Here is a 25,104-nt window from a genome sequence, read left to right as displayed (position 1 = left end):
GACACCTGCAACACCCTGCTCCCAAGAGTGTGAAAATCATCCCTGAAACCGATTAAGGTTCACAAGTTGTCGCAGCATCTCGATATGAATCGGTTTATCATTAAGCGCCGGTATGTAAGTAAACGATGTACCACCCGCATGCATAAAAATCTCCCTGTTCTGCTCATCAAGCTCCTCAAGCGTTTCTAAACAGTCTGATGCGAACCCCGGGCTGATGACATGCAGGCTTTTTATTCCTTCATTCGGTAGGTTTTTAATTGTCTCATCAGTAAAAGGCGTTAACCATGGCTCTCTGCCGAATCTTGACTGGAACGTCATCAATATTTTCAATGACGGCATATTGATTGCTTCAATGAGTAATTTTGTCGTTAACTCACATCTTTCCTGGTATCGGTCCCCCTCTTTGACAAACCTTACCGGTATACCATGATATGAAATTAACAATGCATCTGGAACGCCGTTAGCTTCGAAAGATGCCTGAACGGATGCTCTTAACGCTTCAATGTAGGCAGGGTGATCGGCATAGTCATTGATGAAATTTATGGAGGGTGTATACCGGTTCTTCATTATCTGCAGGTGACGGCTCACGCTATCCCAAACAGAAGAAACGGTCGAAGATGAAAACTGGGGATACAAAGGAATGACGATAATTTTATCGACGCCTTTTTCCAGTAGCCTGTCAATTGCACCACCTATACTGGGCTCGCCATAACTCATCCCCAGCTCGACGGGCATACCTGTCACTTCTTCAAGCGCACGGGCTTGCCTGACGCTGTAAACCATGAGAGGGGAGCCTTCCTCCATCCAAATCGAAGAATATAATTTCGCCACTCGCCTTGCACGTAATGGGATAATCACGCCATGTAGAATGGGGCACCAAATGATTCTTGGTAAGTCGACCACTCTGTAGTCATGCAGAAATTTAGATAAAAATTTCTTTACCGCAACAGGCGTTGGTTCTTTTGGTGTTCCAAGGTTAACAATCAAAACACCCTGTTTATTCGTCATCAGGTGGGACCCTCAAAGCCATTGTCACTAACTCACTCATGCCAGTCACTCCGTAGCAGCTTGTCTTAAAGGCCTCAATTTGACCTCATTTTGTAGAAATAATTGAAATGCAGATTGACTGTTTCACGGCTTATGATGCTATGAGTCTGATTGCAGCCATCGTTTTTACTCAATGATCATGATTTTAGGACAAATCATCAGTGAAAACATTACTTTCTCTATCGTCAGATTTAACCGGTGCGGAGCTACGCGACGTCATTATTGAAGTCGGCGTGTGGAGGAGTTAGCTGGAGGAGGTGAGAAAACCGCATCTGGATGCCCGCGCAGATGCATGCCTTAGGCTTGATCTTTTTATGCGTATAAGTGATAAAGGCGACTGACCTGCTCCCTGTTAATCCTTACAGCACGCTTTTAGCAATGTCTGTTACTCGCTCAAAGCGGACTGACACGCATCAACAGCTTACCACTGCTTTTACCAGGCTGGACGACGTTGCCTGAACTCGTTTCGGATATCGTCGTCAGCAGGCGAGCCGCGCAGCGGTGCGAGAGCAGAATTTAATAGTTACAATATACTAATGCGATTTAATAACAGGCGCAGGATTAGGCCGGCGAACCGGCCTGAGGCATTATCAGATGGCGCAATAAACGCGCGCTTCACGTGGCGTGTATATACCAAACGTCACCACGCTCAGTAAGCCATTAACAAACGTCTGCTGCACTTCAACCCGGTTAACTTTTTCCTGGCCGCCGCACACCTGCGCCGCATCAATGCTCTTACGCTGACCGATACCTGAAACAAAGAACGGCTGGCTGGTGGTTTTCGTCGCCGCGCCAACTTGATTCTGTTTCATTACGAAAGTCTGCTGCGCACAGCCGGTTAAACTCAGAGCCAAAAACGCCGCAACACAAAGCTTGTTCATAAATATCCTTATCGCCTGAAATGAAAAAAATGCTGAGTGAAATCATCACTCAACCAGCAATCAGGTTATCGACAACGAAAGCGGAAACATGAGAAAAATTTTTAAGTACCCCTAACGGATACGTTTTGCTGAATAGTACAGCAATAAAAAAAGCCCCTGCACAGCAGGAGCTTTTTATGTTTACCGCAGCGTTTCCGCTTAGCGAGTCAAATCGTAGAAGAACTTTTTGACGCCATCGAGAAAGCTTTTTGAATGCGGACTGTTCTTCTCGCCCGCCGCACCACCAAAGCTCTATTCCGGCTTACGCAGCAGCGACTTATGCTTCTCGCTCATAGCGGACCCTGGGCTGCCGTCAGTCCGCTTTGTGCCAGAAGCGGAAGTAGCGCATGAACTGTTATGGTAAATTTGAACGTCCGGCTTAATCAATTGAGGATAAGCAGAATGCTTCTGGAGAAGCTCAGATTGCTTGAGTGCAGCCTTCACGGCGACAGGCGCAATGATCCGGAGTGGCTGGAACTGATTCTTCATCCTGAATTCCGTGAAATCACCCGGTCAGGTGTGACGGTCGACCGGTCAGAGACCATTGCGTCGCTGCTAAGTGAAAAGGCTGCACCTTATATTCTCAGCAGCGATTTCTGTCTTACGGAGATGGGCTGCGGTTACCCTCTGCTTCACTATCGGACGTTTTATGCTGATGGCAGCCATCATGCATTACGTTCCTCTTGCTGGATTTGTTCGGATGAGGGCCAGTGGACTCTGTTTTTTCACCACGGAACGCCGGCTGCAGGCAATGCCGGGGTTCAGGGTTGAGTTGCACACTTAGGACAGAGAGAATGGGTTTATGCGGAAGATTATTGTTGTGCCATACGATGATAGATGGCCTGAGATGTTTGAAGCTGAAAGTTTACTGATAAAAACATTGCTCGGTGGAATGGCTAAGGATGTCCATCATATTGGAAGCACGTCAGTTCCTGGTCTCTCAGCAAAGCCCGTAATTGATATGCTACTTGAAGTTTCAGACATCAATGAACTGGATAAGTACCATTCAGCAATGGCCCACGCCGGGTATGTTGCTCGCGGTGAGAACGGGATTGCGGGGCGCAGATATTTCATTAAAGGTGGTGATCAGCGTAGTCATCAAGTCCATGCGTTTGCAGTCGGAGATATGCAGGTATTGAGACATCTTGCTTTCCGTGATTATCTTCGAAGAAACAAAGACATTGCAGAAGAGTATGCTGAGATAAAACACGCAGCTGTATTACTCAGCAGGAACGATGCTCATCGCTATAGCGCCCTCAAAGCGAAATTTATAGAGCGTCATCAACAACTAGCGCTAGCTGTCTGAGAACGATTGAGATTGAGTTCGTTGCCGGGAGGGTATGTTCAATAACGATGAATTCACTGAGTAGTCATCAGTCAACGTCTGCTGTTCGCTCAAAGCAGACCCTGACCTTCAGAGCAGCACGCTTTCTCCGAGCATCTATTAAACCAGTAAAACTCCCCTTACCCACCTCCGAACCCCACAGATATTGCATAAACTATGCCTGAAACCGGCGCGCAGTCCGGTCGTGGAACTCACTGCTTTGATGCTTTTTCCGCTAATTTCTCAGGAAACGGGTCAGTTATAAGTAGCGGAGGAAGCGCCGTATGGGTAGCTGCCAGTCGTGATAGCCAGGGCATAGGCGCAGTGTACAAGACACAAACCGGTCCCGTACAGTAAACGTGCGGAGGTTACTGCTATGCTTGTTTCAGCAAAATAAATTCGGGGTATTTACTTCAATCGCTCCTCAGGCGTTCGCCATTTGAGTAGTCGCTGAAGCGCAGTTTCGCCCTTAAGAACTCCTTTGCGGCCCTTAAACGTTCTCTCAACTGTTCCTGAAGTGCTGCATCGCATCTCTCAATGTCTTTTTCAGCATCCCTGAAAAATTGCTCGATACGCATATCTTCTGCCCATTTAGCCATGATGACCTGCAGTTCATTCACACTGGCTTTATGCGCCTCTTCCTGCTTACGGATAGCCTCACGTTTTTTATACTCGAACATCTGCTGCTCCATCCGAACCCGATGGGCTTCTGCACGTTCCTTTATTGTCTAGATTTCCTTTCTCAGGACAGGCAAAGCAGACTCTACAGATTTAATAATTTTCGGTATCTGACTTATCAGGCTGCAGGTTTTAGTTTGAGAGAAAACCTGGTGCCAGCCTTCAGACTCATAAGGTGAGTAGAGCTGCAGCCTGAATCGGCCACTCGGTATGTGCCGCCGACTGTAATAGCCCAGATGGGCTGAATTTTTACCGCGGGACCAGTTAATCATTCTTTCATCCCGTATATAACGCCCTTTCGCCTCCTTAACTGGCACCTCTTCCGTCATCTCAACCAGTGAGAAGCCTACACTTACGCCTTCTACGCTGATGATGCTGGGACCTGAGGGCCTCCAGAGCGCCGGATACAGATAATTGCAGGTTCCGTGTTCAGCGAAAGTGATATCTCTTCTCCGGAAGCAATCTCCCCGTTCAGCGAGCCTTACCAGGAATCCACGTCTCTCAGCTGCAGCAAAAAATTTCAACATGAAAGCTTCCGCAATATTCAGGCCCGTATCCGATATATTCACGTCAAGAAGCTTGCGCTTAATGAGTTTGTAATATCCCAGCTCAGTCACAGACGACTTCAACAAAATCTCTTTGCTGGCAAAAAACAGCATCTCGCCCTGAACTGGATGGGATGATGATTTCGACCTGCGCTTAAGCGGGATTATGGCTACATGAAGCCGGTTTTTTGTTCCCAACTGGTTTAAGCGGCATCAAATCATCCGGCTTGCCGATGTAGCCTTTAGTGTTTGCTTTCGGCGAAGGTAAGGGTGGAATGGCAGGAGGGTTTTCTTTAGCGACAGCGCGCCAGTATCAGTCCAAAGGCCTGGGAATCTGGAGTTCAACACATCTGGCATTAAGCGCCTGCTCGCTCACCTTGAGGCCCGCTGCTACGACGTCTGCCGGTTTTACGCAGACCAGCATATAGAGAAAATGTCTATCGTTTAAAGAACTGATTAGCGATGCCCATAACCTGCAATAACCGTTGATAAATTAGCTCAACTTAGCTAGTGTAAAAAATCGCCCGAGCCACAGTTGACAATATAAAATGGCGCTTATAGAGGTTAAAAAAGTACATTCCCTTATATTCATCATAACTGCAGTAAGTTGCAATAAATGACCTTCATTAATCAGATAAATTTATGATTTAATGGTTTAAGGATGTGCCCCCTAAAGTCTATTAATCAAATACTAAGTCTCAGAAAGTAATACGGCATGTAGCATTCGATGAGTCAAAAATCGATAGACAGCGATTCTATGACTCTAATAGTTTATGGATGTAAAACAAGCACAATGGAGACTTTGTCCGCATAATAAATTATTTGAGAGAAAAGCATTGTGGTAACAATGAGATGCAATGGTATAAAAGGCATTAAAAACTTAAAGTCGTGGAACTCATATTGCGATACACTTATCGTTTTAAATTTATAGCATTATGTTTAAAATACTATTATAAATAGTCTAATTAAGAATCATCGTAACATTTACGCTCGGTAATATCACTCAAAAACTTGTCAGAAGTCTAAAGGATCAGATTTATTCTACACTATTTTAAGCAAAAACTCCTTAACCACCCCCTAAATTTATGCGGCTATCTTTTATAACATTTAAAAACGGAGATAAAAATTACCATAGAAGATTATAATTATATTGGCGGACATGAACTCAAACCTAAATCATCTTTGTGGATTTATCCTAAACAAAAAAATACCTATTATATATGGAGTAATATAAATGCTGGAAATGACTTCCATTGAAAAGAGAGCTTTAAAAGCTTTAGATTTAAATGCTTTTCCGCTGAACCTATCAGAAATAAGAACAAATATAGAATCAATTTTATCGGAATTACAGCGATATGGCTTTTTTAATGAATACACAACACATAGTTATGATCATGTCCATTCTATGCTTGAAATGGCAGAATGGATCATACCTGAATCTTCAAAAGAGTTACTGACTCCAGCAGATTATCTTTTCTTGACTTTATCGTTTTATTTTCATGACCTTGGGCTTTTGATCAGCCAATTTGAATATAATAATAGAAGTAAAAACCAAGAGTTCAAAAATTTCCTAGCTGGCCGTAAGTCAGATGATATTGATAATATTGAATACATGAACAAACTTGATAAATTATCTCCCGAAGAAAAGGACAGGATACTTTATCAAGAATTTGTTAGAAGCACTCATGGCAAAAGGGTAAAATCATGGATTGAAGGAACACCATTAGATGATGATGATACATCATCTCAGATCAGAATCGCGCTCCATAACTTAATTGGCAAGCTTGACTCTTCTGCTCGTGAAGGATTGGCAACATTATGCGAAAGTCATACGTTGGATGATATATCAGATACTAGTAAATATAGTGTATCAATGCCATATGGTGAAACTGAAAATGAAACAGTTAACTTGCAATATATTTCCATTATTTTGAGGACAGTAGACCTTCTGCAGGTTACAAGAAAAAGAGCTCCATCTGTTTTGTTTAATTTAATAAATCCTAAAGACCCAATAAGCCAAATAGAATGGCAAAAGCAAAATGCTGTTAGATCTATAAGGCCAGCTCCAGGCAGGGATCGTGAAGGAAAAGCATCATTAACTGAACAATCCGACACTATTCAGGTATTTGCTAGGTTCGAGAAATCCGACGGATTTTTTGGGCTTACAAGCTATATTTCATATGTTAGAGCACAGCTTAATGCATGCCAAGAAGCATTAAACAAATCCGAGAAAGAACTAGCTAACCCACCTAAATTCCCATGGAAGTTTATTGATGATTCTAAAGTTGAGGCCGTTGGTTTCCTCACAAAATCTTTCGGATTTGAGTTGGATCAGCATAAGATTTTAGACTTGTTAACTGGGCATACTCTTTATAACGATACTGATGTTGTGATAAGGGAATTAACTCAAAATTCACTTGATGCAGTTAGATTACAAGCTACATTAGATCAAAAAAGTCCTGAACTAGGTAGGATTGATATCTCTTGGGATGAAGAAAGTAAAGTATTGGAAATCCAAGATACTGGTACGGGTATGTCACAGGAGGTTATTGAAAATCATTTATTAAAAGTTGGTTCATCCCGATATCAAGATCCTAAATTTAGAGAAAACTTCCCTGAATTTTCATCTATCAGCAGGTTTGGAATTGGGGTATTATCGGCATTTATGGTTGCCGATAATGTTGAGATCACTACCTGCAGCATAGAAGATGATAAAGCTAGGCAAATATCATTGAGATCCGTTCATGGTAAATACCTTATAAAATTACTAGATAAAGTATCACAAAAAGATGAAATTGCCGTTTACCCGCATGGTTCAAGGATAAGATTGAAATTGAGATCAACAGCAAACATAGGTAACATCTTAGATGTTGCCAAGATGTGGCTACTTTTTCCTAAATGCCAAGTTTTTGTCAGTATAAACAACAATGCTCCACAAAGAATAGGTTTCAAATCACCTAAAGAAGCTCTGCAAAATTATATTGATGAGTCAAGTTTTACTTCAACGCGGATGAGTCGAGAATATGAAATTACAGAAGTTAGTGATGGTGGTGTTACTATGGCATTCATCTTAGAAAGAGACGAGCTTTTCAATGATTGGAGTTTTACACAGATTGATAACACGAACCATTATAGGGAGGAAAAAGAAGATAAACCATTGGTTGGTATTTGTGTCGAAGGCGTTGGTGTCGAATTTACGACGCCAGGATTTAAAACAAACTCTATTATTTCAATAGCAAATATTGTTGGAAAAAATGCTCCTAAGACTAATGTTGCAAGGTCTGCTCTTGAAGATACTATTGAGTACAGAGATAATTTAGAAAAAATTTACAAGCTTTATACAAAACATATAATCAATGAGACAAAACGTCTATCAGAAACCTTAAATTTTTCGCTATCCCGGGCTATTGAACAAGCGCCCTACCTTACACTTCCTTTAACAATAAATATATCTAGCGCATCGAAACCTAGCATACTTAAAGCTGAGCTTGCTAAAATACCATACCTTTTAATTGAGGAACAAAATCAAAGAAAAAATATATCTTTTAGAGAATTAGAATTGAAAGAGTCATTTTGGACTATTAACTCACCTCTGACCAATTCTGTAGAGCAATTCATACGTGAAGCACCTAAGAACTTGAGTGCTTTGGCTATTTTTGAAAACCTTAAAGGCAGTAATTTTGGACTTCCAACAGGTGCCATTCTTTGTAATTTTGGGAGAAATGAACAAATCGACTCTATGGTGAGAGATGTTTTTGAGCCTGTTTTTATTGAAGCCAACCAAAATGCAAGAAGCATTATAGTAAAATGGGATAAAATTAAAGGAAATCCAAATTGGATAAACAGCGAGTTTATCATGAATGATATAGCCCGCTCTGATAGAAAGTTACAATCTTTATTTCATCAAGCAGACGTTTATTCTCGACGTCGACACATGAATGATTCAATATCAATATTATTCCATATTGGTAACGATGTTGAGGTAAAAAACCTTGATGATTACAGTGAATTCATTGCTGATAAGCAATTATATCTTAACCCAGAAGTACCATTATCTATTTATTTGAAAAAGATTTGGTTAACCCAAGATAAAAATAAAGAGATACAAATCTTCTCAGCTATAACCATATATAAAATAATTAGGCAATTCCAAATACAGAGCGAAAATATTTCTAATGAAACACTAAACAGAATACTTTCCAGTCAAGGGATTGAGTCATTATTAGAACATATCGACACAACAGAGTATCTAGACATTATAAATCAAACGAACACAAGACAATTTAACCCTTTCGCTTGGAAAAGAAGAGGATTAGATGCACAAGAGTCAGGAGATATATAATGCTGAATAGAGAGAGTTTTTTACTTGAACGATATAAGTATATTTTATTGCGAAAACAAACACTTAATGAAGCCACATTCAAAATAGCTGCAATATATCAAGTAATTATTATCACGCTGGCTGCAGCGCAATATAATATCATAAATCTTTTAAATACATATAAAATAGATAAAATAAAAGCTATTTTCTTTAGTAACTGTTTAATGGCAATGTTATTAATCCTAACCATCTTTACAGTAACGCTCTTAATTGGAGGTGTTTTTTCTTGGCTGAAATATCGAAATGAAGAATCGGATATTGAACAAGAAGCTTTTGGGTTGAGTAGAAAAAAACCAAAACTTACGAATGTGGTTAGATGGTATGAGACATATTTAGTTCTGACCATACTATTGATATTTATCGCCTCCTCAACCACTTACGTTAAAATAGTTTACCCAATGTTAAATCTATAGTTATCATTTGTAGAGGGGGGACCCTCTACAAATATAGCCTTTTTTTTGGTTGAGTATATTAGACACTTTACTTGCGGCGCTGGTTTGAGCAATCTCCCTACAATATTTAACTTTACTCTGTTGCGGCGATATACTGTTTAAATAATAAAAGCAATTTTCTTTAAGAAAAGACCTAAATTTCACAGTATGTACCAGTTCCCTTTCATTACTTACCGGCACGTACAATTTGTTAACCTTAACACGAAGTGGAGGAATATATTCGTTAGCATTGACCCTTTTGGCCATCTTCTACAATCTGAAGGATACTTACGACTAAGTTAGACTAACTTATTCCTTTACCGAGTATCTGGCTGTAGAGGGTAGTGACGATCCAGTAGTGGGTATTATCCAGCCACGGATAGGCTTCAGGGGAGCGATATAACCCTGTTGTGCACAGTAACGCATGACCATGTCACAAAGCGTATTTTCATCCGGCAGGCCCTAACACCCTAATCATCTTCCCTGCACCACTGAATAAACATATCCGGTGAGGAACAGAACCGTATAATGCTGTCTTACGAATGGCTGCTGTTAAAATGTGCCCTTATTACCCGCCATAATCAGGTGATAGATAACCCGAACGCTGACTCCTTCAAGAACCTCTCTCAGACGTGATGTTAAGTTGATATCCACCCGGGATGGTTCAGTTAAAAATGAGGGATGGTTGTGACCAAGTATTACAGCAGAGACATTGTGCTGAAGCGCACGACGGACAATTTCACGCGGATGAATTTCGACGCTTAAAATTGAGCCGTAAAAAATCTCTTCGTAGGCCAACATCTGGTGCTGATTATTCAGATACGCGACGGCTAACACCTCGCTAAAGACGGTGTCCGTAAGATAGCGGTAATTGATAGCCAGCTCTGCCTCCGCCAGGATCTGGCTGTAAGTTGCCATCGCATAGTTGCCCTGCGCATTCAGCACGGGAAGCCGGCTTAAAATGCGCACGTCGTCGCTTACGGTGTGAAGAGATGATTCTTCAAATTCTGAAGCAGGTGTGTTGACGTTCTGCTGTGAAATATTGTCTCTTCCATTTGCGTTCATGTGATGTTTCTCCGAGTTCATCGCCGTGAGTGCAGAACGAAAGCGCGGGCATCGGGCAGAACGCAGGGGAAAATGGCAAAGCCGTAGCCCGCAAGGACCGAGTGTAGACATTTAGCTAAGCGGCCCTTGATTAAGGCCGCCCGGGTGACAGATTTCTGAACGGTGGGGAGACTCGATGCGCAAAACAGGACAGCAGGAAATGAACAGGTCACAGCGCCGGACGGCGGTAGTGCGCAGGTTCAGTTATAAGCGGCCACGTCAGTTTTTGGCCAGTGAAGGCGCTAGCTTCAGCCCGCTACAGGAAAGGGTGCGAACGTTGCCATTAGCCCCCCCAACCGACAGGCCCGAAACGCAGTCTTTGGCGTTTCGATCCTGCCGGGAATCCGCGGAGCCGGAGGGGGATTTAAATTCAATCGATTATCTCCTCAAATATGCGCGACTTATACCAGTTGGCATTTGCTTATGAGCTAGCAGTTCATCAGGACCATAGAATGGATTAACATAATTTTTACATTGTTGACTTGCAGAGCATTGGCAACCATCTTAAATTGAGCTTATGCTGATTTAAGTTCATTATCATTAAACGGGTCGCGTGTACGCTTCAAGCTGGTCTGTTGCAAAATACGCCCTACAAGTTACCGGTTGCCTAAAATATAATAGACGGACTAATAACATAAAATTCTCGTGCTCTTTAATAAGGAAATTGAAATGACTCAACAAGAAGTTTTCGATTTAGCTTATAAGGCTCTGTCAGGCATCACTGACGACTGGAATGCTGCTTATTATGAAGATCTCAGTGGCGAGCTTAAGCTTCAATGGATTGAGCAACCAATTTTTCAGGCTCAAGCTTATTCCGCGTATACCCTTGGGGGCACGCCCTCTCACGCCATCGGCATCTCATACAATTTGTTATGGCAGTTATATTTAGATATCAAACATTACTTTGAGTACCTTGAAAGCGGAAAGGATGATAAGGCATTTAAATATTGGTGGGGTGAAGAGAAACATATTGATTCATTATTAACATTAACCACTAGAGAACAAGCCATACAGAATATATACATGGCAGCAGTTACATGGGTTTATTTTCATGAACTTGGACATTTATCTCAGGAGCACGGGGTAATAAGAAATGGGAATTCATCCAGATGTAACAGCACTTTAGTAGAGTGTGACATCCAGAACAGCAAAGAAATGAATGGGGAAACATCTATAGTATGGCATGTCACAGAGATCGCAGCTGATTATTTTGCTACATCAACGTGTGTTGCCGAGTTAATACGTCATTTCAATACAAAAAACGATTTACTGTTGGCAACTAATTACCTCATGACGGGACTGGCTGTCGTCCTGCATCGCTTCAATGGGCAAAATTTGTTTGAAGAGCAATCTATTCCATCAGGTACTCACCCTAAACCTTTTGTAAGACTGGAACTTATGATTCCTGTCATTTTCGAGATGTTATCGGAGCCTGATAGCGATGATAGGAAAAAACTCGTTATTGCAAGTGGTCGCGCCGCAAATACAGTGTCGCTTTATTGGATTCGTGCCCATACTGAGTTTGGAGGAATCCCAGATAACTACTTTATTCAGGGCATGCTATCTCGGCCCGGCGTGATTCCTTACATGAAGCACATTGTCAGAAAATGGGACGAGATAATGCCCCAAATTATCTCACTAAAAAGATTCGGAGAAAGTTGGCAAGAACTAAAATTCAGTCAAAATTTTAGGGAAACATTAAAAAATAGTTAACGCATTATTGTCTATTAAACCCACTTAAAGTAGCATGAACACTTTCACAGACTCCTAAAAAAATAAACCGGCGTAACAGCCGGTTTTTTTAAATCCCACATCAAAAGTGAAGGGTTATTTAATTACTAATTCAGGGGTATCATCTTTTCAATTTAAAATAAATTAAATAGCAAAGCCCTTCCCCTGAACTAATCGTGTTGGATCTGAGACGACCTAGATAGAGTATGAAAATTTCAATAGGCTGTATTGGCTTTAACCTTCACCATCCAAATTCTTTAACGTGCTTATATTACACTAAAGGGAGACCGAGATTGAATCATCAAGAAATGACCACAACCCGAAATTCTAGCAAGTTGCGCACCACGATTCTTAATGTAGTCAAGGTAAATAAAAATTGCATTATTCTGCCAATAATGAACATCTTTGCAGTAGGGAGCTTGAGGGATTTCGCCATCAGATCGCCATGTACGGAATCATCCTACATATTTGAAATTGTGCCATATAGCACCAGCACGGACATTGTAGGTAAGGATTACAGAGTTGAATGCTCAACTATTGGCTAGACCGGTAATTGGCCTACACCTTATTGGTTAATAATGAATTGTGTTGGTAATGTCCGCTTCTCGCTCAAAGCAGCCAGTTGATGCGCTAACATCACGTTTTCAATCAGTCACCGTTTACTGCGCTGGCGAACGTGTGCGGAACTTCCGCGATGTCTGTTCCTCTGGGCTTCCTTTCCTCCCATAGACTGCCGATTGGCATGCAGTTCTGTGCAGGATTTAATCAGGAGAATTTATTGCTGGCACTGGCGGGTCAGCTTGAAAGCGCTTATCCGTGGCAGACAAGAAAACCAGCGGTGTGGGCTGGTCGCTAAAGACCCTTTCAGAAGCATCGCCTGATGATTTTTCCAGAACGTGTAAGCGACGACTTCCTCTCTGCTATTTTTTGTCTCGAAAATAGTGGGGAGAGGAGACCGGTTCATAAAGTCACCTGGAAAACTTTAGCTCACTGCTCACGGTTGACATGACTCTCCGTAACAGGCATACCACTTTGTCAGTTTTGCCGTTAGTGAACAGGTGAACAACCGGGAACTTCCGCTATCGAACGATCTGATATTGTGAGTATCTGCGCTCGTCGTCAGAAGCGGAATAATATCGATATCGGTGGTTTAGACTGTTGAAGTAACAACTCAGGGCTGAAAGAGCAGGAGATTAATATGCAATCAGTTCACCTCATGGGTGACGGATACGAACCTCATGTGACACAGGAGGAAGGTAAACTGACCTACTCATTGCCTGTCGATTCTGGTTTTATCAGCTATGAATTTGCCTTTGAGATTAGCCGGCACGATCTGGATATTCTGCTTTCCGATGATTACAGACGTGCCGTGCTCGAAATTACTGCGCATACCTTGCTCCAGCGTTCGACGCTAAAAGGGTATGACCGCTTTATCCAGAAAGACTTCGATAAACTGGTCACAAATACCCTTCACTCCACACCCGATTTCCTGCAAACATTCATTTCTCAGATAAGCCATGAACATCACATTGTTATAGAGCATTACGTGAAAGAAATCATGGACCGGCGTTCTGCCTCACAATGAATACAATGAGTACTAAAGAACACATTTAAACTTTATGAAGTGAAAGCGACTGTCCCTTCAGGTGGGATATAAAGTGCAAAACAGTGTCCTGCGATAGCTCTACACCTGAACATTCAGATAAAAGGGAGGTTTTACAGAGTGAGTTGTGAGTTCTGTCAGGATCTATGTGTTAAATACGTTATACGGGAACCTCGTCAGTTGAGCCTGGCAATACGTATTGCACATAACGCAGTTAAAGAAGAGATCATTTCCGAAGTTTCAACCATCAATAACTGGAATCAGTACACCTTTTCTGAATGTGCTGAACAGATGATTTGGGGCGATATCGTTGATTACCATTTTGCATGTAATCATTGCGGAACCTCGTTCGTGCTGGGAGCTGAAACCTATCATGGCAGTGGGGGTTACTGGTCTCCCGAAAGTGAAAAACCAACAGAAATAATAAACTGAGGCAATGAATTGCCTTAAGCGGAGTTCCGCGAAGTCACTCAGGCCAGTTCATCACAGACGTTTGAGGGAATTCAGTAGCCTGTCTCGCACATAGATGTTGGTCATCAGCAACAGACTTCTTTTTGAGCCTGAAACAGAAAATCTTTCTGCTGTGGCGCGCGGTTTCAGAATATTAGGCGGGTTAATCAGGCGTTCAGGAAATGTATCCTTGCGGGAACAGGCGGCAAAGCGTTAAACGTAAGATCCATTACCTTCAAATCCGGAAGGTTATACCAGCAATCATATGCATCGACTAAGGCTCTTCTGACTCAAAAAACTGATACGACCCATCACGTCGGGCTTTGGCCTGGTACATCGCTTTATCCGCGTTTTCGAATAATATTTTGGCCGATGCCGTCCCAAAGCGGGCAAGGCTGATACCGATAGCCGCGCCAATGCGCACGTCCATATTATCAATGGCGAATGGCGCGTGCAGACTTTCAATAATACGCAGGGCAATGGCAGCGGCTGTATCGCGATTTCTGCACTTTGCCGCCACAACAAATTCATCTCCGCCCAGTCGCGCCAGTGAGTCGCCCGGACGCATACAGCGTTGCAGCCGTTCACTGACCTGCTGCAGCAAGGCATCCCCTGTCGCGTGGCCCATCAAATCGTTCACCGCCTTAAAGCCATTCAGATCGATAAACATCACCGTCGTATAGGCCTCATCATCCACCTTCGCCAGCATGCGCCCGACCTGGTCGTTGATCCAGGTACGATTATGCAGCCCGGTCAGCGTATCCAGCGTTGCCAGCTTCTCCAGATTGCGCATCCTCTCTTTGTCTCGCGTAATGTCGCGCGACACCAGAACTGCACCGATATTTTTGCCGGTAGAGGGATTGATGACGCCACAGGCTTTGGTGCCCAGAATGATGTAGTGGCCGTCACGATGCAGCTTGCGCACCTCAACGACGTCCGGCAGCACTCCCCCGTTGAAGATGCAGGCCAGAGCTTCAGAGGCGGGGCCGCGGTCATCGGGATGCAGGAAATCCACCACCAGCTGACCGACAACTTCTTCGGCTGTCCAGCCAATCATTTCGCTATAAGAGGGCGAGATTGAAACGTACCGGCCATCCGCGTCGCAATGGGCAATCAGATCGGTGCTGTTTTCAATTAACAGACGATACTCTGCCGCCGTGCGCAGCGCATCTTCCAGCGCTTTACGCTGTCCGGTCACATCAAGAATGAAGCCGTTATACTGCAGACGGGACGTGCCAGGCTGGCGATCCGGCAGGCCAGATACAATAACCCGACGCGTCTTGCCATCCAGACAGTTGATCGGCACTTCAATATGAAAAGGCGTCAGGAAATCAAGCGCGGCGGTAAGTTGCAGCGCGATCTTTGCATCGTCGTCGGCCTGTGCCAGTCTCAGCCATGAACTCAGCGTCACACCCTTCAGTTCAGGCATCAGACCAGCAGGGCTTTCCTGACTGGCGACGCAGATACCCTGGGCGTCTGTAGACCAGACAGCGGTAAAAGAGGGTTTGATCATTGTGTTCATGGCGGCCGACTCCGACGTAGCTGACGATATTAAACAGGCTCAATACTCGTCGCTACAGACCTGATTATAACCGTTAATGTCCGCCTGTAGCTGAAGGAGGATCCGGAGACAGGTTCACCATTGCGAGAATACCCGCCATTGACGGCGGCTGACGCTGCGCTTGTCCGTCTGCAGCTGCTGAGGTGCCGCCCTGCCCGCACAAAAGTGAGCGAACCCGGGATTCAGTGTCAGAAGTATGAGCCAGTGTTTATCGGCCGATCGGCCCAGAATCTTTAATGATGCCACCTCTGCCAAAAGCGCTGGGGTATGATTATGTTGATTAATAGCAACCGGATAATCAGGCGTAAAATCACCTTACTGTTTTAGTCGTCTCAATACCTTTTTGCAGCCCGCAGCAAACGCAGGCTGCAATGATCAACTGACCAGACCTGGATCAGTCTGCCGTATGTGTGTGATAGATCTTGCTGACCACGGTCCAGCGATCGTTCACTTTCAGCAGGTTAAAAAAATCAGTGAAACGGAAACCAGAAATGTCGTCAGTGTCGATGCGGGCACTGGCGGCAGTCCCAACAATATCTACGCGCACGATAGCCGCTTTTGCTTCGGGTGAAGGACGGAATGCGGTGTCGATGGTGTCAAACAATCCCTGAATTGGACCGCCGCTGAGGTTGCCGTCACTGTCGAGACCAAAAATGGTCGCCCTGTCGCTGAAAGCGGGCTTCATGAGCTCACTTTTCGCCTGCTTTCCTCCCTCGTTATACTGATTCAGCACTGCCACGATGGCGTTATAGTCCTGCACATAGGTCGTGTTATTCATCTGTTTTCTCTCCGTTCTGATTAACAAGGTATCCCTTCAGACACCCCGCTTTTGGGTGATATTTTCTGACACAGACACGTACCGACTCAGCGCGACATCAGCCTGCCGGGGAAGAGCAGGCGGGATAAAAGGCGAGCCACTGTGTCGATTTAATTCTGTAGTGAGCACTACGTAATAGTATTATTGTATAGTGATCACTATGTAATGTGTCAAGAGAATGATTGAGGCCGTCTATGAAAATACCTGACCAGCCTGCTGCCACTGAAAAGCCGAAAGGCCGGCCACGAAGCTTTGACCGTGATAAAGCGTTGCTGAAGGCGCTGGATCTGTTCTGGCGCAAAGGTTTTGAGCCAGCATCGGTTGCCGAACTTTGCGCCGCCATGGAAATCAACCCACCCAGCCTCTATTCCGCCTTTGGCAATAAAGCAAAACTTTTTCTGGAGGCCGTGAACTACTACGAAACGAAGTACTGGCAAGCCACCTGGTTGCGGCTTGAGGAGAGGCAGGATATTGGTGAAGCGATTGACGGTTTCTTTAGCGAAGCAGCCGATATTCTGCTCTCCCCTTCAGCGCCCTGCGGCTGCATGGTGGTGCTGGCAGCCATCAATGTTTCAGCAGAATCGACGGATGTTGTCAGGGCGGTTAGCGTTCTCAGACAGGAAGGGAAAGATCTGTTTAAAAAAAGGCTGGTCAGAGCGGTTCAGGAGAAGCAACTGCCCGCAGATACCAACACCGTCGCGCTGGCTACCGTTCTGAATACGCTGCTGGAAGGCATGTCGATAGAGGCGAAAGACGGTACGACGCTTCAGAGCCTGAAATTGATCGGCCAGCACGCCACCCGACTGCTTCACCCGCTCACAATCAGAAACTGAAAGCATGAAAAAGGTTAAAAGTTACTAGACGACCGGTCAGTTTTTCACTAGAGTGTGCACATTATGAAAAGAAACGTGACAGATATGCGGCAGCACATCATTGATGTGGCCAGGGCGATCATTACTCATAAGGGCTACAGCGCCGTCGGGATTTCCGAGATTGTAAAAGCGGCGGATATCCCAAAAGGCTCGTTCTATTACTACTTTCCGTCGAAGGAAGCGTTTGCAGAGGCGCTGCTGGAGCACTACTTCAGCCACTATTTGCTGGAAGTAGAGCATCAGCTAGGCGGAACAGGAACGGCGAGAGAGCGACTGCTGCGCTATTTTACCTTCTGGAAAACGACCCAGGGCGCAGACCTGCCTGAAAGTAAATGTCTCGTGGTCAAGCTGGGGGCGGAAGTCTGCGACCAGTACGATAACATGCGGCATGTGCTGGCAACGGGCACCCATGAAATTGTGCTCAAAATTGCTGCCTGCCTCCGGCTCGGTCAGGAAGATGGCTCCCTGCCCGCCGTAACGGATGCCACTGAACTGGCAGAAGAACTCTATCAGCTCTGGCTGGGGGCTTCCCTGATGGCGAAAATCCACGATCCTGACAAAGCGTTCAGTCAGGCAATGAACGCAACAACACGGCTACTTGGGTAGCCGGTTTTTTTTATCCATTTACTAGACGACCGGTCAACTATTAAGAGGTTTATATGACTGACAACAGTACCCGTACCGATTTATTCTCACCTGTTTCGATGGGCAGCCTTCAGCTGTCAAACCGCATTGTCATGGCACCGGTCACGCGTAGCCGTTACGGTGAAGAGGGTGTGCCTGATGAACTCCATGCTACCTACTATGCACAGCGTGCCGGGGCTGGCCTGATTATTTCTGAAGCCACCAACATCTCTCCGCAGGGACGCGGCTATGCCGCTACGCCGGGGATATGGAGCGAAGAGCAGGTGGCTGGATGGAAAAAAGTCACTGATGCGGTTCACGCTAAAGGCGGCAAAATCGTCTGCCAGTTATGGCACGTGGGCCGTTTTTCAAGCGTGGAACTGCAGCCTGAGGGCCAGCGTCCGGTTGCACCTTCTGCTATTAAAGCTGATGGACAGACTTACACCGTAAACGGTTTTGTGCCGGTATCGACGCCGCGGGCGCTGGAAACAGAAGAAATCCCCGGCATTATTGAGCAATATAAACGTGCAGCTGAAAATGCCCTGCGTGCCGGTTTTGACGGCGTTGAGGTGCACTCCGCCAACAGTTACCTGCTCGATCAGTTCCTGCGTGATTCCACCAATCACCGTACTGACGCCTACGGTGGCTCTATTGAAAACCGCGCCCGCCTGACGCTGGAAGTGACAGAAGCCATCATCAACATCTGGGGCAATGACAAAGTCGGTATCCGCCTCTCTCCGGTCACACCTGATGCCGGTAACACGCCGCCAGACAGCAATGTTATGGCGATGTACGGCTACCTCATTCAGCAACTTAACAGGTTCAACCTGGCTTATCTGCACTTCGTTGAAGGCGCGACGGCCACCTCTCGTGATGTGCCTGCCGATGTGGACATGGACGCGCTGAGCGCCCAGTTCAACGGTCCGTTTATTGGCAATAACAACTATGACCTTGAGATGGCCATCAGCCGCCGCAACGCCGGAATTATTGATGCGGTTGCCTTTGGACGCCTGTTCATCTCCAACCCGGATCTGGTTAAGCGTCTGCGTTACGGTGCCGCGCTGACCATCGCGCCGAAAGAAGCCTATTACGGCGGTGGTGCAGAGGGTTATACCGACTGGCCGGAAGCCAGCTGCTGATAACGGTTTATGGCGGGTGACTACCCGCCCCTTTCACCAGAAGGAGAATTAAAAATGAATTACCTGCAACAGAAAACAGCCATTATTACGGGTGCATCCTCCGGGATTGGTGCGGCTACCGCGCGGGAACTTGCGCGTCATGGCGTGAATATTGTGGCGGCAGCACTGGACCAGGATGGCCTCGATACGCTGGTACGTCAGATTGAAGCTGAAGGGGGACGCGCTGTCGGCCTGGTAACCGATGTTACGCGTCTGGAAGAAACCCAGGCGCTGGTGAAGTTCGCCAGTGACACCTTCGGCTCCATAGACATACTGATTAACAATGCGGGCCTGATGCTTTTCTCAAGCTGGAGTGACGTTGCATGGGAAGAGTGGAACAAAATGGTCGACGTCAATATCAAAGGCTATCTGAACGCCATTGCCTCTGTGTTACCCGTTATGCTGAAGAAAAATGAGGGACAGATCCTGAATATGGCATCGGTTGCAGGTCATCAGGTGGATGCGGGTGCAGGGGTTTACAGTGCAACAAAATTCTTCGTCCATGCCATGACAGAATCGATGCGCAAAGACTTAGGAGTTAATAACGGGATACGCGTCAATACCATCAGCCCTGGCGTAATCAATACCGGCTGGGCCGATAAAGTCGGCGATCCTCAGGGCCGTAAAGTGGCTCAGGAACTCAATAAATTAGCCATCAGCCCACAGGATGTGGCTAATGCGGTGGTGTATGCACTTAATCAGCCGCAGAACGTTACCGTCAACGACCTGATCGTTTCTCCCACCAGACAAAACTGGTGATATCCGGATAACAGCGTCGGGGTTGCCATGCCATCCACCCTGTCCTGATGCTGATTATCAGGGCAATACTGCCCCGGCATGGCTCGCACGCCCTGATGCTACTTTCCTTCAATTTTCGCCTGATTAAGCCGCCGGGCTATCACTCTTTGCATCGTCTGAAAATTAAGAAGAAAACAAAGTAACTCAGAATTAATTCTTATAGGTTAACAGGAAAAAAAGCCCAAACACTGCACTCCGACAGAGCAAATATTACATTAAATCAAAGGGTAAATGCCGGCTTAGTGAGTGACAAGCTGTGATCAAAATTCCTGTCATAGTTTTCTTTAGCTTAACCTTTTCTTAAGATTAATCTTATAACATCGTCTCTGTATTAGCCCATGTTGGGCTGTTCCGGAGTATCACCCTATGCAAAATAACAACACAGCTTCTCACGCTCTCAGTAAAGTTCCGGCCGTTACCGCGGCTTTCTGGTTAACCAAAATCGCTGCGACTACCCTGGGTGAAACCGGCGGCGATGCGGTGACCATGTCGATGAATTTCGGTTACCTGACCGGGACATTGATTTTCGCCATCATCTTTCTGGTCGCGGTGGTGGTGCAGATAAATCGCCACAGTTTCAACAAATGGATTTACTGGTTCACCGTGGTGGCCACAACCACCGTTGGCACGACGATGGCAGACTTTGCCGATCGCTCACTGGGCATAGGATATTTAGGGGGCACCGTGCTGCTGAGCACCCTGCTTATCCTCTCGCTTTTCCTGTGGAAAATCACCTGTGGTACGGTTGCGGTCAGTTCAGTGAGCAACGGCGTCACAGAGAGTTTTTACTGGGTCACTATTATGTTTTCACAAACCCTGGGCACGGCCTTAGGTGACTGGACGGCAGACACTGAAGGGCTGGGCTACGATGGCGGGATCCTGCTGTTTGTTGGCGCGCTGGCAATCATCTGGGCGGCCAGTCGCTTCACATCACTTTCGCGTACGGGGCTCTTCTGGGCGGCCTTTATCCTGACCCGACCACTGGGTGCCGTGGTCGGCGACTTTCTGGACAAACCCCTTGCCTCAGGCGGACTCGCGCTAAGCCGCTACGGTGCCTCACTGACGCTGGCGCTAATCATCATCGCTCTTCTGGTGATACTGCCCCAGCGTCCGGCAATGAAGACCGCCACGGCGAGTTAAAAACATCACTGGCAGATTTACAGATAACGCATCGACTTAAACGTAATCAAGGCCGCCAGCGATGGCGGCTTTTTTTTATTATCTGATGCGTAACAGGCTACATCAGACAGAGCGCTCAAAGGAGACGATTTGACCATCGGGTGCAGCAGCGAGTACCGGCAGACTCTCTGCAGGCTCCTGCATTTTCACCCGAAACGCCGTGTTGCTGGTATCAAGGAAAACGGTTCTCAGATGACGGTTACAGATGAACCATATTTCATCGCGGTCATTTGAAAGAATGTAGTAAGCATCTGATGTTTCAGAGGGGTTAAAACAGCCCAGCGCGCGATAAGCCGTCTGCGGGGTAAAACCGCTGGAAAGCGGCAGTGGCCTGGGGCCATGCGCTAACTCTTCAATCCTGAGGTAAAGCCCCTGTTCAAGCCACAACATAATGTCACTCCCTGAAGGTAGAGAAACCGGGCTGAACGTGTCGGCTGCATTACCGCGAAGCAGAATGCCCGTTCACTGACCGATTTAGTGATCGGATAATTTTTCCGACGTGCAGAATCGTTATCCTGATCTGAGCATAGCAGCGGCGCGTTCTTATGCTTTTTTTATCTGCTTACGGGGTTCTGCTACTCAAGGCGACTGGCGAGCAGCCGCAGCTGCTCAGCAATCTGCTTCAAATCACGTTGCTGCTGACCGGCGATACCCGTCGAGCTGCGTACCACCAGTTTTGCCGGAAGGATTGAAGAGGAACGCTGCTCATCCTGCTCACTAGCTAACAGCAGACGCGCGACCGCCTCTTTGCCCTGTAAATCAAGATCGAGCGACACCGTGGTCAGCGCCGGATGGAAGAAGGCACTTTCATAGGTGTCATCGTAGCCAATCACCGAAATCTGCCCCGGCACCGCTACCCCGCGCTGATGCAGCGCGCTCAGCACACCCAGTGCCATCTGATCATTTCCCACCAGCAGCGCGCTGAACTCCGGCGCTTCACGCAGCAGTTGCAGCACGCCGTTGTAACCACTTTGCGCATCCCAGTTACCGTGGCTGACGCTGACCGGCTTCAGACGATAGCTCTCCAGCGTATCCAGCCAGCTCTTTAACCGCAGATTGGCAGAAACGGACTCCTCTGGCCCGGCCAGCAGAGCAAATTCCCGATGCCCCTGCTCATAGAGATATTTGACACTGGCACGGGTGCCGTCAGCCGGGTTAAACGAAACGTTAAACACCGCGCTGTAGGGATCAACATCAAGAAACAGGCACAGGATATCGTCGTTCTCCTGCACGATCTGCTCCGCATCACTGCTCTCCAGCGGAACGTTGATAATCACCTTATCCACGCGCTGCGACTTCAGCTCATTGATACAGTTCTGCAGACTTTGATTGACGTTCTCATCAATCATGGCGATCAGCACCTGATAGTCAGCGGCATTGGCATATCGTTTAACCGCAGCGGCCACCTGCGAAGGAGCATGCAACGCCAGCGATGTGGTCACCAGACCCAGCGTTGTGCTCTGCTTACCCACCAGCTGTTGCGCCAGTCTGTTTGGCACGTAGCGCAGGGTTTCAATAGAGTTCTCCACCTTGCGCCGCGTTGATTCTGAGACGTTTGCCGACTTATTCAAAACCCGCGAAACCGTCTGATAAGAGACGCCAGCATGGCGGGCGACATCCTCTAAGGTGGCATTTTTTGATTTCATAATTCGCATCCCTGATTACCGATGGCGGAATGGTATCACAGCAGCCGAATAAGCCAGGTTACCGCAGTCACATTGCGCAGATAAAAAGTAAAAGTCATACCTTCACATCACGAGATTTGGTGATCTGATTCACTAATCGTTACAAATACCGCCACTTTATTTGCACTGCATCACACATTATCGCGATTTTGTTTGTCACTCATCTGACAAAAAGCGTTAACTGCCGCTGTCATGTGAACGTATTACAAATAAAATTGAGGATAACATGGAAACAAGGTTACGTACTGCTGCTGTGGCGCTTGCTGCGGCCCTGACCTCCCCGACGCTCTATGCTGCTATCGACAACATTGATTTCCATGGCTATCTGCGTGGTGGCGTTGGCGTATCGCAGGATGGCGGTATTGAAGAGTATCAAAAGAACAAGATTGGCCGTCTCGGCAATGAAGCCGACACCTACGGCGAGGTTGAGCTGGGCAGCGAAGTCTACAAAAAGGATGACGTCAGTTTTTACGTCGACACCATGGTCAGCATGTTCTCCGACGGTTCTAACGATAACGAAACCACCTTCGGTGACGATGCGCAGTTTGGTTTGCGTCAGCTTAATCTGCAGATTAAAGGGCTGGTGCCGGGTGACAAGAATGCGGTGATCTGGGGCGGTAAACGTTACTACCAGCGTCACGATTTGCACATCATTGATACCAAATACTGGAATATCTCCGGCTCCGGTGCGGGTATCGAAAATTACACTCTGGGCCCGGGCGCGCTCTCCTTTGCCTGGATCCGTGGCGATGCCAATGACGTCGATTACAGGGTGGATGGCGATAACGACGTCAACATTAACTACCTCGATCTTCGGTATGCTGGCTGGAAACCGTGGAGCGGCGCCTGGACCGAGTTTGGTATTGATTACGCCATGCCGAACACGACTAAAAAGCAGGAAGAGTATGGTGGCCTGTATGATGCGGAAAACGGCGTTATGCTCACCAGTGAAATCAGTCAGGATATGTGGGGCGGCTATCAGAAACTGGTATTCCAGTATGCCAATAAAGGCCTGGCACAAAACATGATTTCACAGGGCGGCGGCTGGTATGACATGTGGAACGATACCCGCGATGCCACCGGCTACCGCGTAATCAATACCGGCCTGCTGCCAATCACCGACAAGTTCTCCCTGAATCAGGTCTTTACCTGGGGTTCAGCGGATGACGTCACCGCGCAGACCAGCAAAAGCACCCTGCTGTCGCTGGTGGGTCGTGGTCAGTATCAGTTCACACAGTATGTCCGCGGCATCGGCGAAGTGGGTAGTTTCTGGCAGAAAGATGAGAACAAAGTGGGCAGTGACTATAAACAGGCGGGTCAGAAATATACGCTGGCGCTGGGTCTCGCAGCCGGTCCCGAATTTATGTCACGCCCGGAACTGCGTCTGTTTGCCTCTTACCTGAATGACTCAGAAGACGGACACAGTTTCCAGGACAACACCAGTAACAACACCTGGAACTTCGGCGTACAGGTCGAAGCCTGGTGGTAACCAAGCAGTCTCCTCATTGTGATCATTGTTAAGCTCTTATGCAGGGGCTTATTTGGATAATCGGCGACGGTTATCCATTTTTTTTACTCCGGCTGAAGCGGCTTGAAGAATCGGGCTTCCAGCAACTGACGCAGCTGGTCGGATTGCGTACCAAAGATGGCATGAACTTCCTGCCCCAGAATCACCACGCCAATCGCCCCCGCCTTCTGTAATCCTGCCGTATCCACCGCCCTCAGCGATGTCACCTTCACCCGCAGCCGGGTTAAACAGGCGTCCACCTGCTGAATGTTTTCACGCCCGCCGAAGCACTCTACAAGACGCTCCAGCAGCGCACTGTCTATCTCAACCTCTTCCGCCGTCAGCGGCTGCCGACTGAAATATTGCTTAAACGATTTCAGACTCACCATGTTGTTCTCCTCCAGATAATAAAAAGGCGGGCTGCTGCCCGCCACTCACGACTGATAAACGAAAACGAGGGGGAATGGCTTCAGGGCACTCACAGAAAATACACTCTTCCTGCCCTCAAACCCTATTCCTCTGCCACAAAGTCCGCAATTAAAGCCACGGCAGAACTTCCCACACACAACTCTCATGCTCAAAGCTCAGCCTTCCAACAAATTTAACCAAACCGGCATTATCCACAGTTCCCGCACCCTCCTGCCACAGACAATGCCCAAACTCAAAGCG

Annotated in this window: 24 protein-coding genes and 1 pseudogene; 14 read left to right on the top strand and 11 right to left on the bottom strand. The window is 46.6% G+C overall.

Features of this window, described 5'->3' with window-relative positions:
• Window positions 1–36: 36 nt before the first annotated feature.
• The 3 genes and pseudogenes from hemH to LC417_RS11450 all read right to left on the bottom strand — a co-directional run.
• Window positions 37–1,008 carry a ferrochelatase gene (gene hemH / locus LC417_RS11460; protein WP_010259113.1) on the bottom strand — a complete coding sequence of 324 codons (972 nt, stop codon included), beginning with the start codon at window positions 1,006–1,008 and terminating at the stop codon, window positions 37–39.
• A 629-nt stretch (window positions 1,009–1,637) separates the two neighbouring features.
• Window positions 1,638–1,928, bottom strand: coding sequence for a Bor family protein (locus LC417_RS11455; protein WP_033760039.1), 291 nt, complete (start codon window positions 1,926–1,928; stop codon window positions 1,638–1,640).
• 198 nt (window positions 1,929–2,126) lie between these two features.
• A pseudogene (locus LC417_RS11450) lies at window positions 2,127–2,261 on the bottom strand (molecular chaperone DnaJ); the annotation flags it as partial.
• Window positions 2,262–2,369: 108 nt separating this feature from the next.
• On the opposite strand from LC417_RS11450, the gene LC417_RS11445 reads away from it, so the two are divergent.
• Together LC417_RS11445 and LC417_RS11440 are read left to right on the top strand one after the other, a co-directional pair.
• Window positions 2,370–2,738: a nuclear transport factor 2 family protein gene (locus tag LC417_RS11445; RefSeq protein ID WP_191920339.1), complete on the top strand. Its 369-nt coding sequence runs from the start codon at window positions 2,370–2,372 to the stop codon at window positions 2,736–2,738.
• 31 nt (window positions 2,739–2,769) lie between these two features.
• Window positions 2,770–3,273: a GrpB family protein gene (locus LC417_RS11440; protein ID WP_191920203.1), complete on the top strand. Its 504-nt coding sequence runs from the start codon at window positions 2,770–2,772 to the stop codon at window positions 3,271–3,273.
• A gap of 431 nt (window positions 3,274–3,704) precedes the next feature.
• On the opposite strand, the gene LC417_RS11435 is transcribed toward LC417_RS11440, so the two are convergent.
• Together LC417_RS11435 and LC417_RS11430 are read right to left on the bottom strand one after the other, a co-directional pair.
• The gene (locus tag LC417_RS11435; protein WP_191920204.1) at window positions 3,705–3,971 is read right to left on the bottom strand and encodes a hypothetical protein; all 267 of its coding nucleotides are present in this window, start codon (window positions 3,969–3,971) and stop codon (window positions 3,705–3,707) included.
• A gap of 48 nt (window positions 3,972–4,019) precedes the next feature.
• Window positions 4,020–4,628 (bottom strand): hypothetical protein, encoded by a 609-nt coding sequence (locus tag LC417_RS11430; protein ID WP_191920205.1) that lies wholly within the window; start codon window positions 4,626–4,628, stop codon window positions 4,020–4,022.
• Between the two features lie 1,120 nt (window positions 4,629–5,748).
• Between LC417_RS11430 and LC417_RS11425 the strand changes: the two genes are divergently transcribed.
• The gene (locus tag LC417_RS11425; RefSeq protein ID WP_191920206.1) at window positions 5,749–8,856 is read left to right on the top strand and encodes an ATP-binding protein; all 3,108 of its coding nucleotides are present in this window, start codon (window positions 5,749–5,751) and stop codon (window positions 8,854–8,856) included.
• Window positions 8,856–9,308, top strand: a complete 453-nt coding sequence (locus LC417_RS11420; RefSeq protein WP_191920207.1) for a hypothetical protein — start codon at window positions 8,856–8,858, stop codon at window positions 9,306–9,308. The genes LC417_RS11425 and LC417_RS11420 overlap by 1 nt, the downstream gene beginning before the upstream one ends.
• A gap of 570 nt (window positions 9,309–9,878) precedes the next feature.
• Here LC417_RS11420 and LC417_RS11415 read toward each other — a convergent pair.
• Complete coding sequence (locus tag LC417_RS11415) at window positions 9,879–10,391, bottom strand: JAB domain-containing protein (protein WP_191920208.1); 513 nt, start codon at window positions 10,389–10,391, stop codon at window positions 9,879–9,881.
• Between the two features lie 708 nt (window positions 10,392–11,099).
• On the opposite strand from LC417_RS11415, the gene LC417_RS11410 reads away from it, so the two are divergent.
• The 4 genes from LC417_RS11410 to LC417_RS11395 all read left to right on the top strand — a co-directional run bounded on the left by LC417_RS11410 (window position 11,100) and on the right by LC417_RS11395 (window position 14,196).
• Window positions 11,100–12,143, top strand: a complete 1,044-nt coding sequence (locus LC417_RS11410) for a hypothetical protein (protein ID WP_223565854.1) — start codon at window positions 11,100–11,102, stop codon at window positions 12,141–12,143.
• A 712-nt stretch (window positions 12,144–12,855) separates the two neighbouring features.
• Window positions 12,856–13,017: a hypothetical protein gene (locus tag LC417_RS11405; protein ID WP_244636134.1), complete on the top strand. Its 162-nt coding sequence runs from the start codon at window positions 12,856–12,858 to the stop codon at window positions 13,015–13,017.
• Window positions 13,018–13,359: 342 nt separating this feature from the next.
• Window positions 13,360–13,746, top strand: coding sequence for a hypothetical protein (locus tag LC417_RS11400; RefSeq protein ID WP_052271244.1), 387 nt, complete (start codon window positions 13,360–13,362; stop codon window positions 13,744–13,746).
• A 198-nt stretch (window positions 13,747–13,944) separates the two neighbouring features.
• Window positions 13,945–14,196 (top strand): hypothetical protein, encoded by a 252-nt coding sequence (locus LC417_RS11395; RefSeq protein ID WP_010670662.1) that lies wholly within the window; start codon window positions 13,945–13,947, stop codon window positions 14,194–14,196.
• Between the two features lie 292 nt (window positions 14,197–14,488).
• Here LC417_RS11395 and LC417_RS11390 read toward each other — a convergent pair whose 3' ends face one another.
• Both LC417_RS11390 and LC417_RS11385 read right to left on the bottom strand, forming a co-directional pair.
• On the bottom strand, window positions 14,489–15,736 hold the full coding sequence (locus LC417_RS11390; protein ID WP_033780070.1) for a sensor domain-containing diguanylate cyclase: 1,248 nt from the start codon (window positions 15,734–15,736) through the stop codon (window positions 14,489–14,491).
• A 433-nt stretch (window positions 15,737–16,169) separates the two neighbouring features.
• Window positions 16,170–16,553, bottom strand: coding sequence for a nuclear transport factor 2 family protein (locus tag LC417_RS11385; RefSeq protein WP_033786812.1), 384 nt, complete (start codon window positions 16,551–16,553; stop codon window positions 16,170–16,172).
• Between the two features lie 233 nt (window positions 16,554–16,786).
• Between LC417_RS11385 and LC417_RS11380 the strand changes: the two genes are divergently transcribed.
• The 5 genes from LC417_RS11380 to LC417_RS11360 all read left to right on the top strand — a co-directional run bounded on the left by LC417_RS11380 (window position 16,787) and on the right by LC417_RS11360 (window position 21,204).
• Window positions 16,787–17,425 (top strand): TetR/AcrR family transcriptional regulator, encoded by a 639-nt coding sequence (locus LC417_RS11380; RefSeq protein WP_223565853.1) that lies wholly within the window; start codon window positions 16,787–16,789, stop codon window positions 17,423–17,425.
• 63 nt (window positions 17,426–17,488) lie between these two features.
• The gene (locus tag LC417_RS11375; RefSeq protein ID WP_029519282.1) at window positions 17,489–18,070 is read left to right on the top strand and encodes a TetR/AcrR family transcriptional regulator; all 582 of its coding nucleotides are present in this window, start codon (window positions 17,489–17,491) and stop codon (window positions 18,068–18,070) included.
• 53 nt (window positions 18,071–18,123) lie between these two features.
• The gene (locus tag LC417_RS11370) at window positions 18,124–19,227 is read left to right on the top strand and encodes an alkene reductase (RefSeq protein ID WP_010259137.1); all 1,104 of its coding nucleotides are present in this window, start codon (window positions 18,124–18,126) and stop codon (window positions 19,225–19,227) included.
• Window positions 19,228–19,281: 54 nt separating this feature from the next.
• On the top strand, window positions 19,282–20,025 hold the full coding sequence (locus tag LC417_RS11365) for an SDR family oxidoreductase (protein WP_033761021.1): 744 nt from the start codon (window positions 19,282–19,284) through the stop codon (window positions 20,023–20,025).
• Window positions 20,026–20,430: 405 nt separating this feature from the next.
• Window positions 20,431–21,204 (top strand): hypothetical protein, encoded by a 774-nt coding sequence (locus tag LC417_RS11360; protein ID WP_061703360.1) that lies wholly within the window; start codon window positions 20,431–20,433, stop codon window positions 21,202–21,204.
• Window positions 21,205–21,306: 102 nt separating this feature from the next.
• Here LC417_RS11360 and LC417_RS11355 read toward each other — a convergent pair whose 3' ends face one another.
• Together LC417_RS11355 and LC417_RS11350 are read right to left on the bottom strand one after the other, a co-directional pair.
• Window positions 21,307–21,633, bottom strand: coding sequence for a hypothetical protein (locus tag LC417_RS11355; RefSeq protein ID WP_223565852.1), 327 nt, complete (start codon window positions 21,631–21,633; stop codon window positions 21,307–21,309).
• A 185-nt stretch (window positions 21,634–21,818) separates the two neighbouring features.
• Complete coding sequence (locus LC417_RS11350) at window positions 21,819–22,889, bottom strand: LacI family DNA-binding transcriptional regulator (protein WP_010670655.1); 1,071 nt, start codon at window positions 22,887–22,889, stop codon at window positions 21,819–21,821.
• 265 nt (window positions 22,890–23,154) lie between these two features.
• Here LC417_RS11350 and LC417_RS11345 point away from each other — a divergent pair, with 265 nt between their 5' ends.
• A complete protein-coding gene (locus tag LC417_RS11345) occupies window positions 23,155–24,417 on the top strand; it encodes a maltoporin (protein WP_223565851.1) in 1,263 nt (420 codons plus the stop codon).
• Between the two features lie 83 nt (window positions 24,418–24,500).
• Here the strand turns inward: LC417_RS11345 and LC417_RS11340 are convergent, their stop codons facing one another.
• Window positions 24,501–24,824 carry a glucose PTS transporter subunit EIIB gene (locus tag LC417_RS11340; RefSeq protein ID WP_010259145.1) on the bottom strand — a complete coding sequence of 108 codons (324 nt, stop codon included), beginning with the start codon at window positions 24,822–24,824 and terminating at the stop codon, window positions 24,501–24,503.
• Window positions 24,825–25,104: the final 280 nt, after the last annotated feature.

Source organism: Pantoea sp. OVA07A, assembly GCF_019969975.1.
Taxonomy (GTDB): Bacteria; Pseudomonadota; Gammaproteobacteria; order Enterobacterales; family Enterobacteriaceae; genus Pantoea; species Pantoea agglomerans.
Note: the sequence above shows the minus strand (reverse complement) of the source record. Positions and strands in the feature narration are given on the sequence as shown.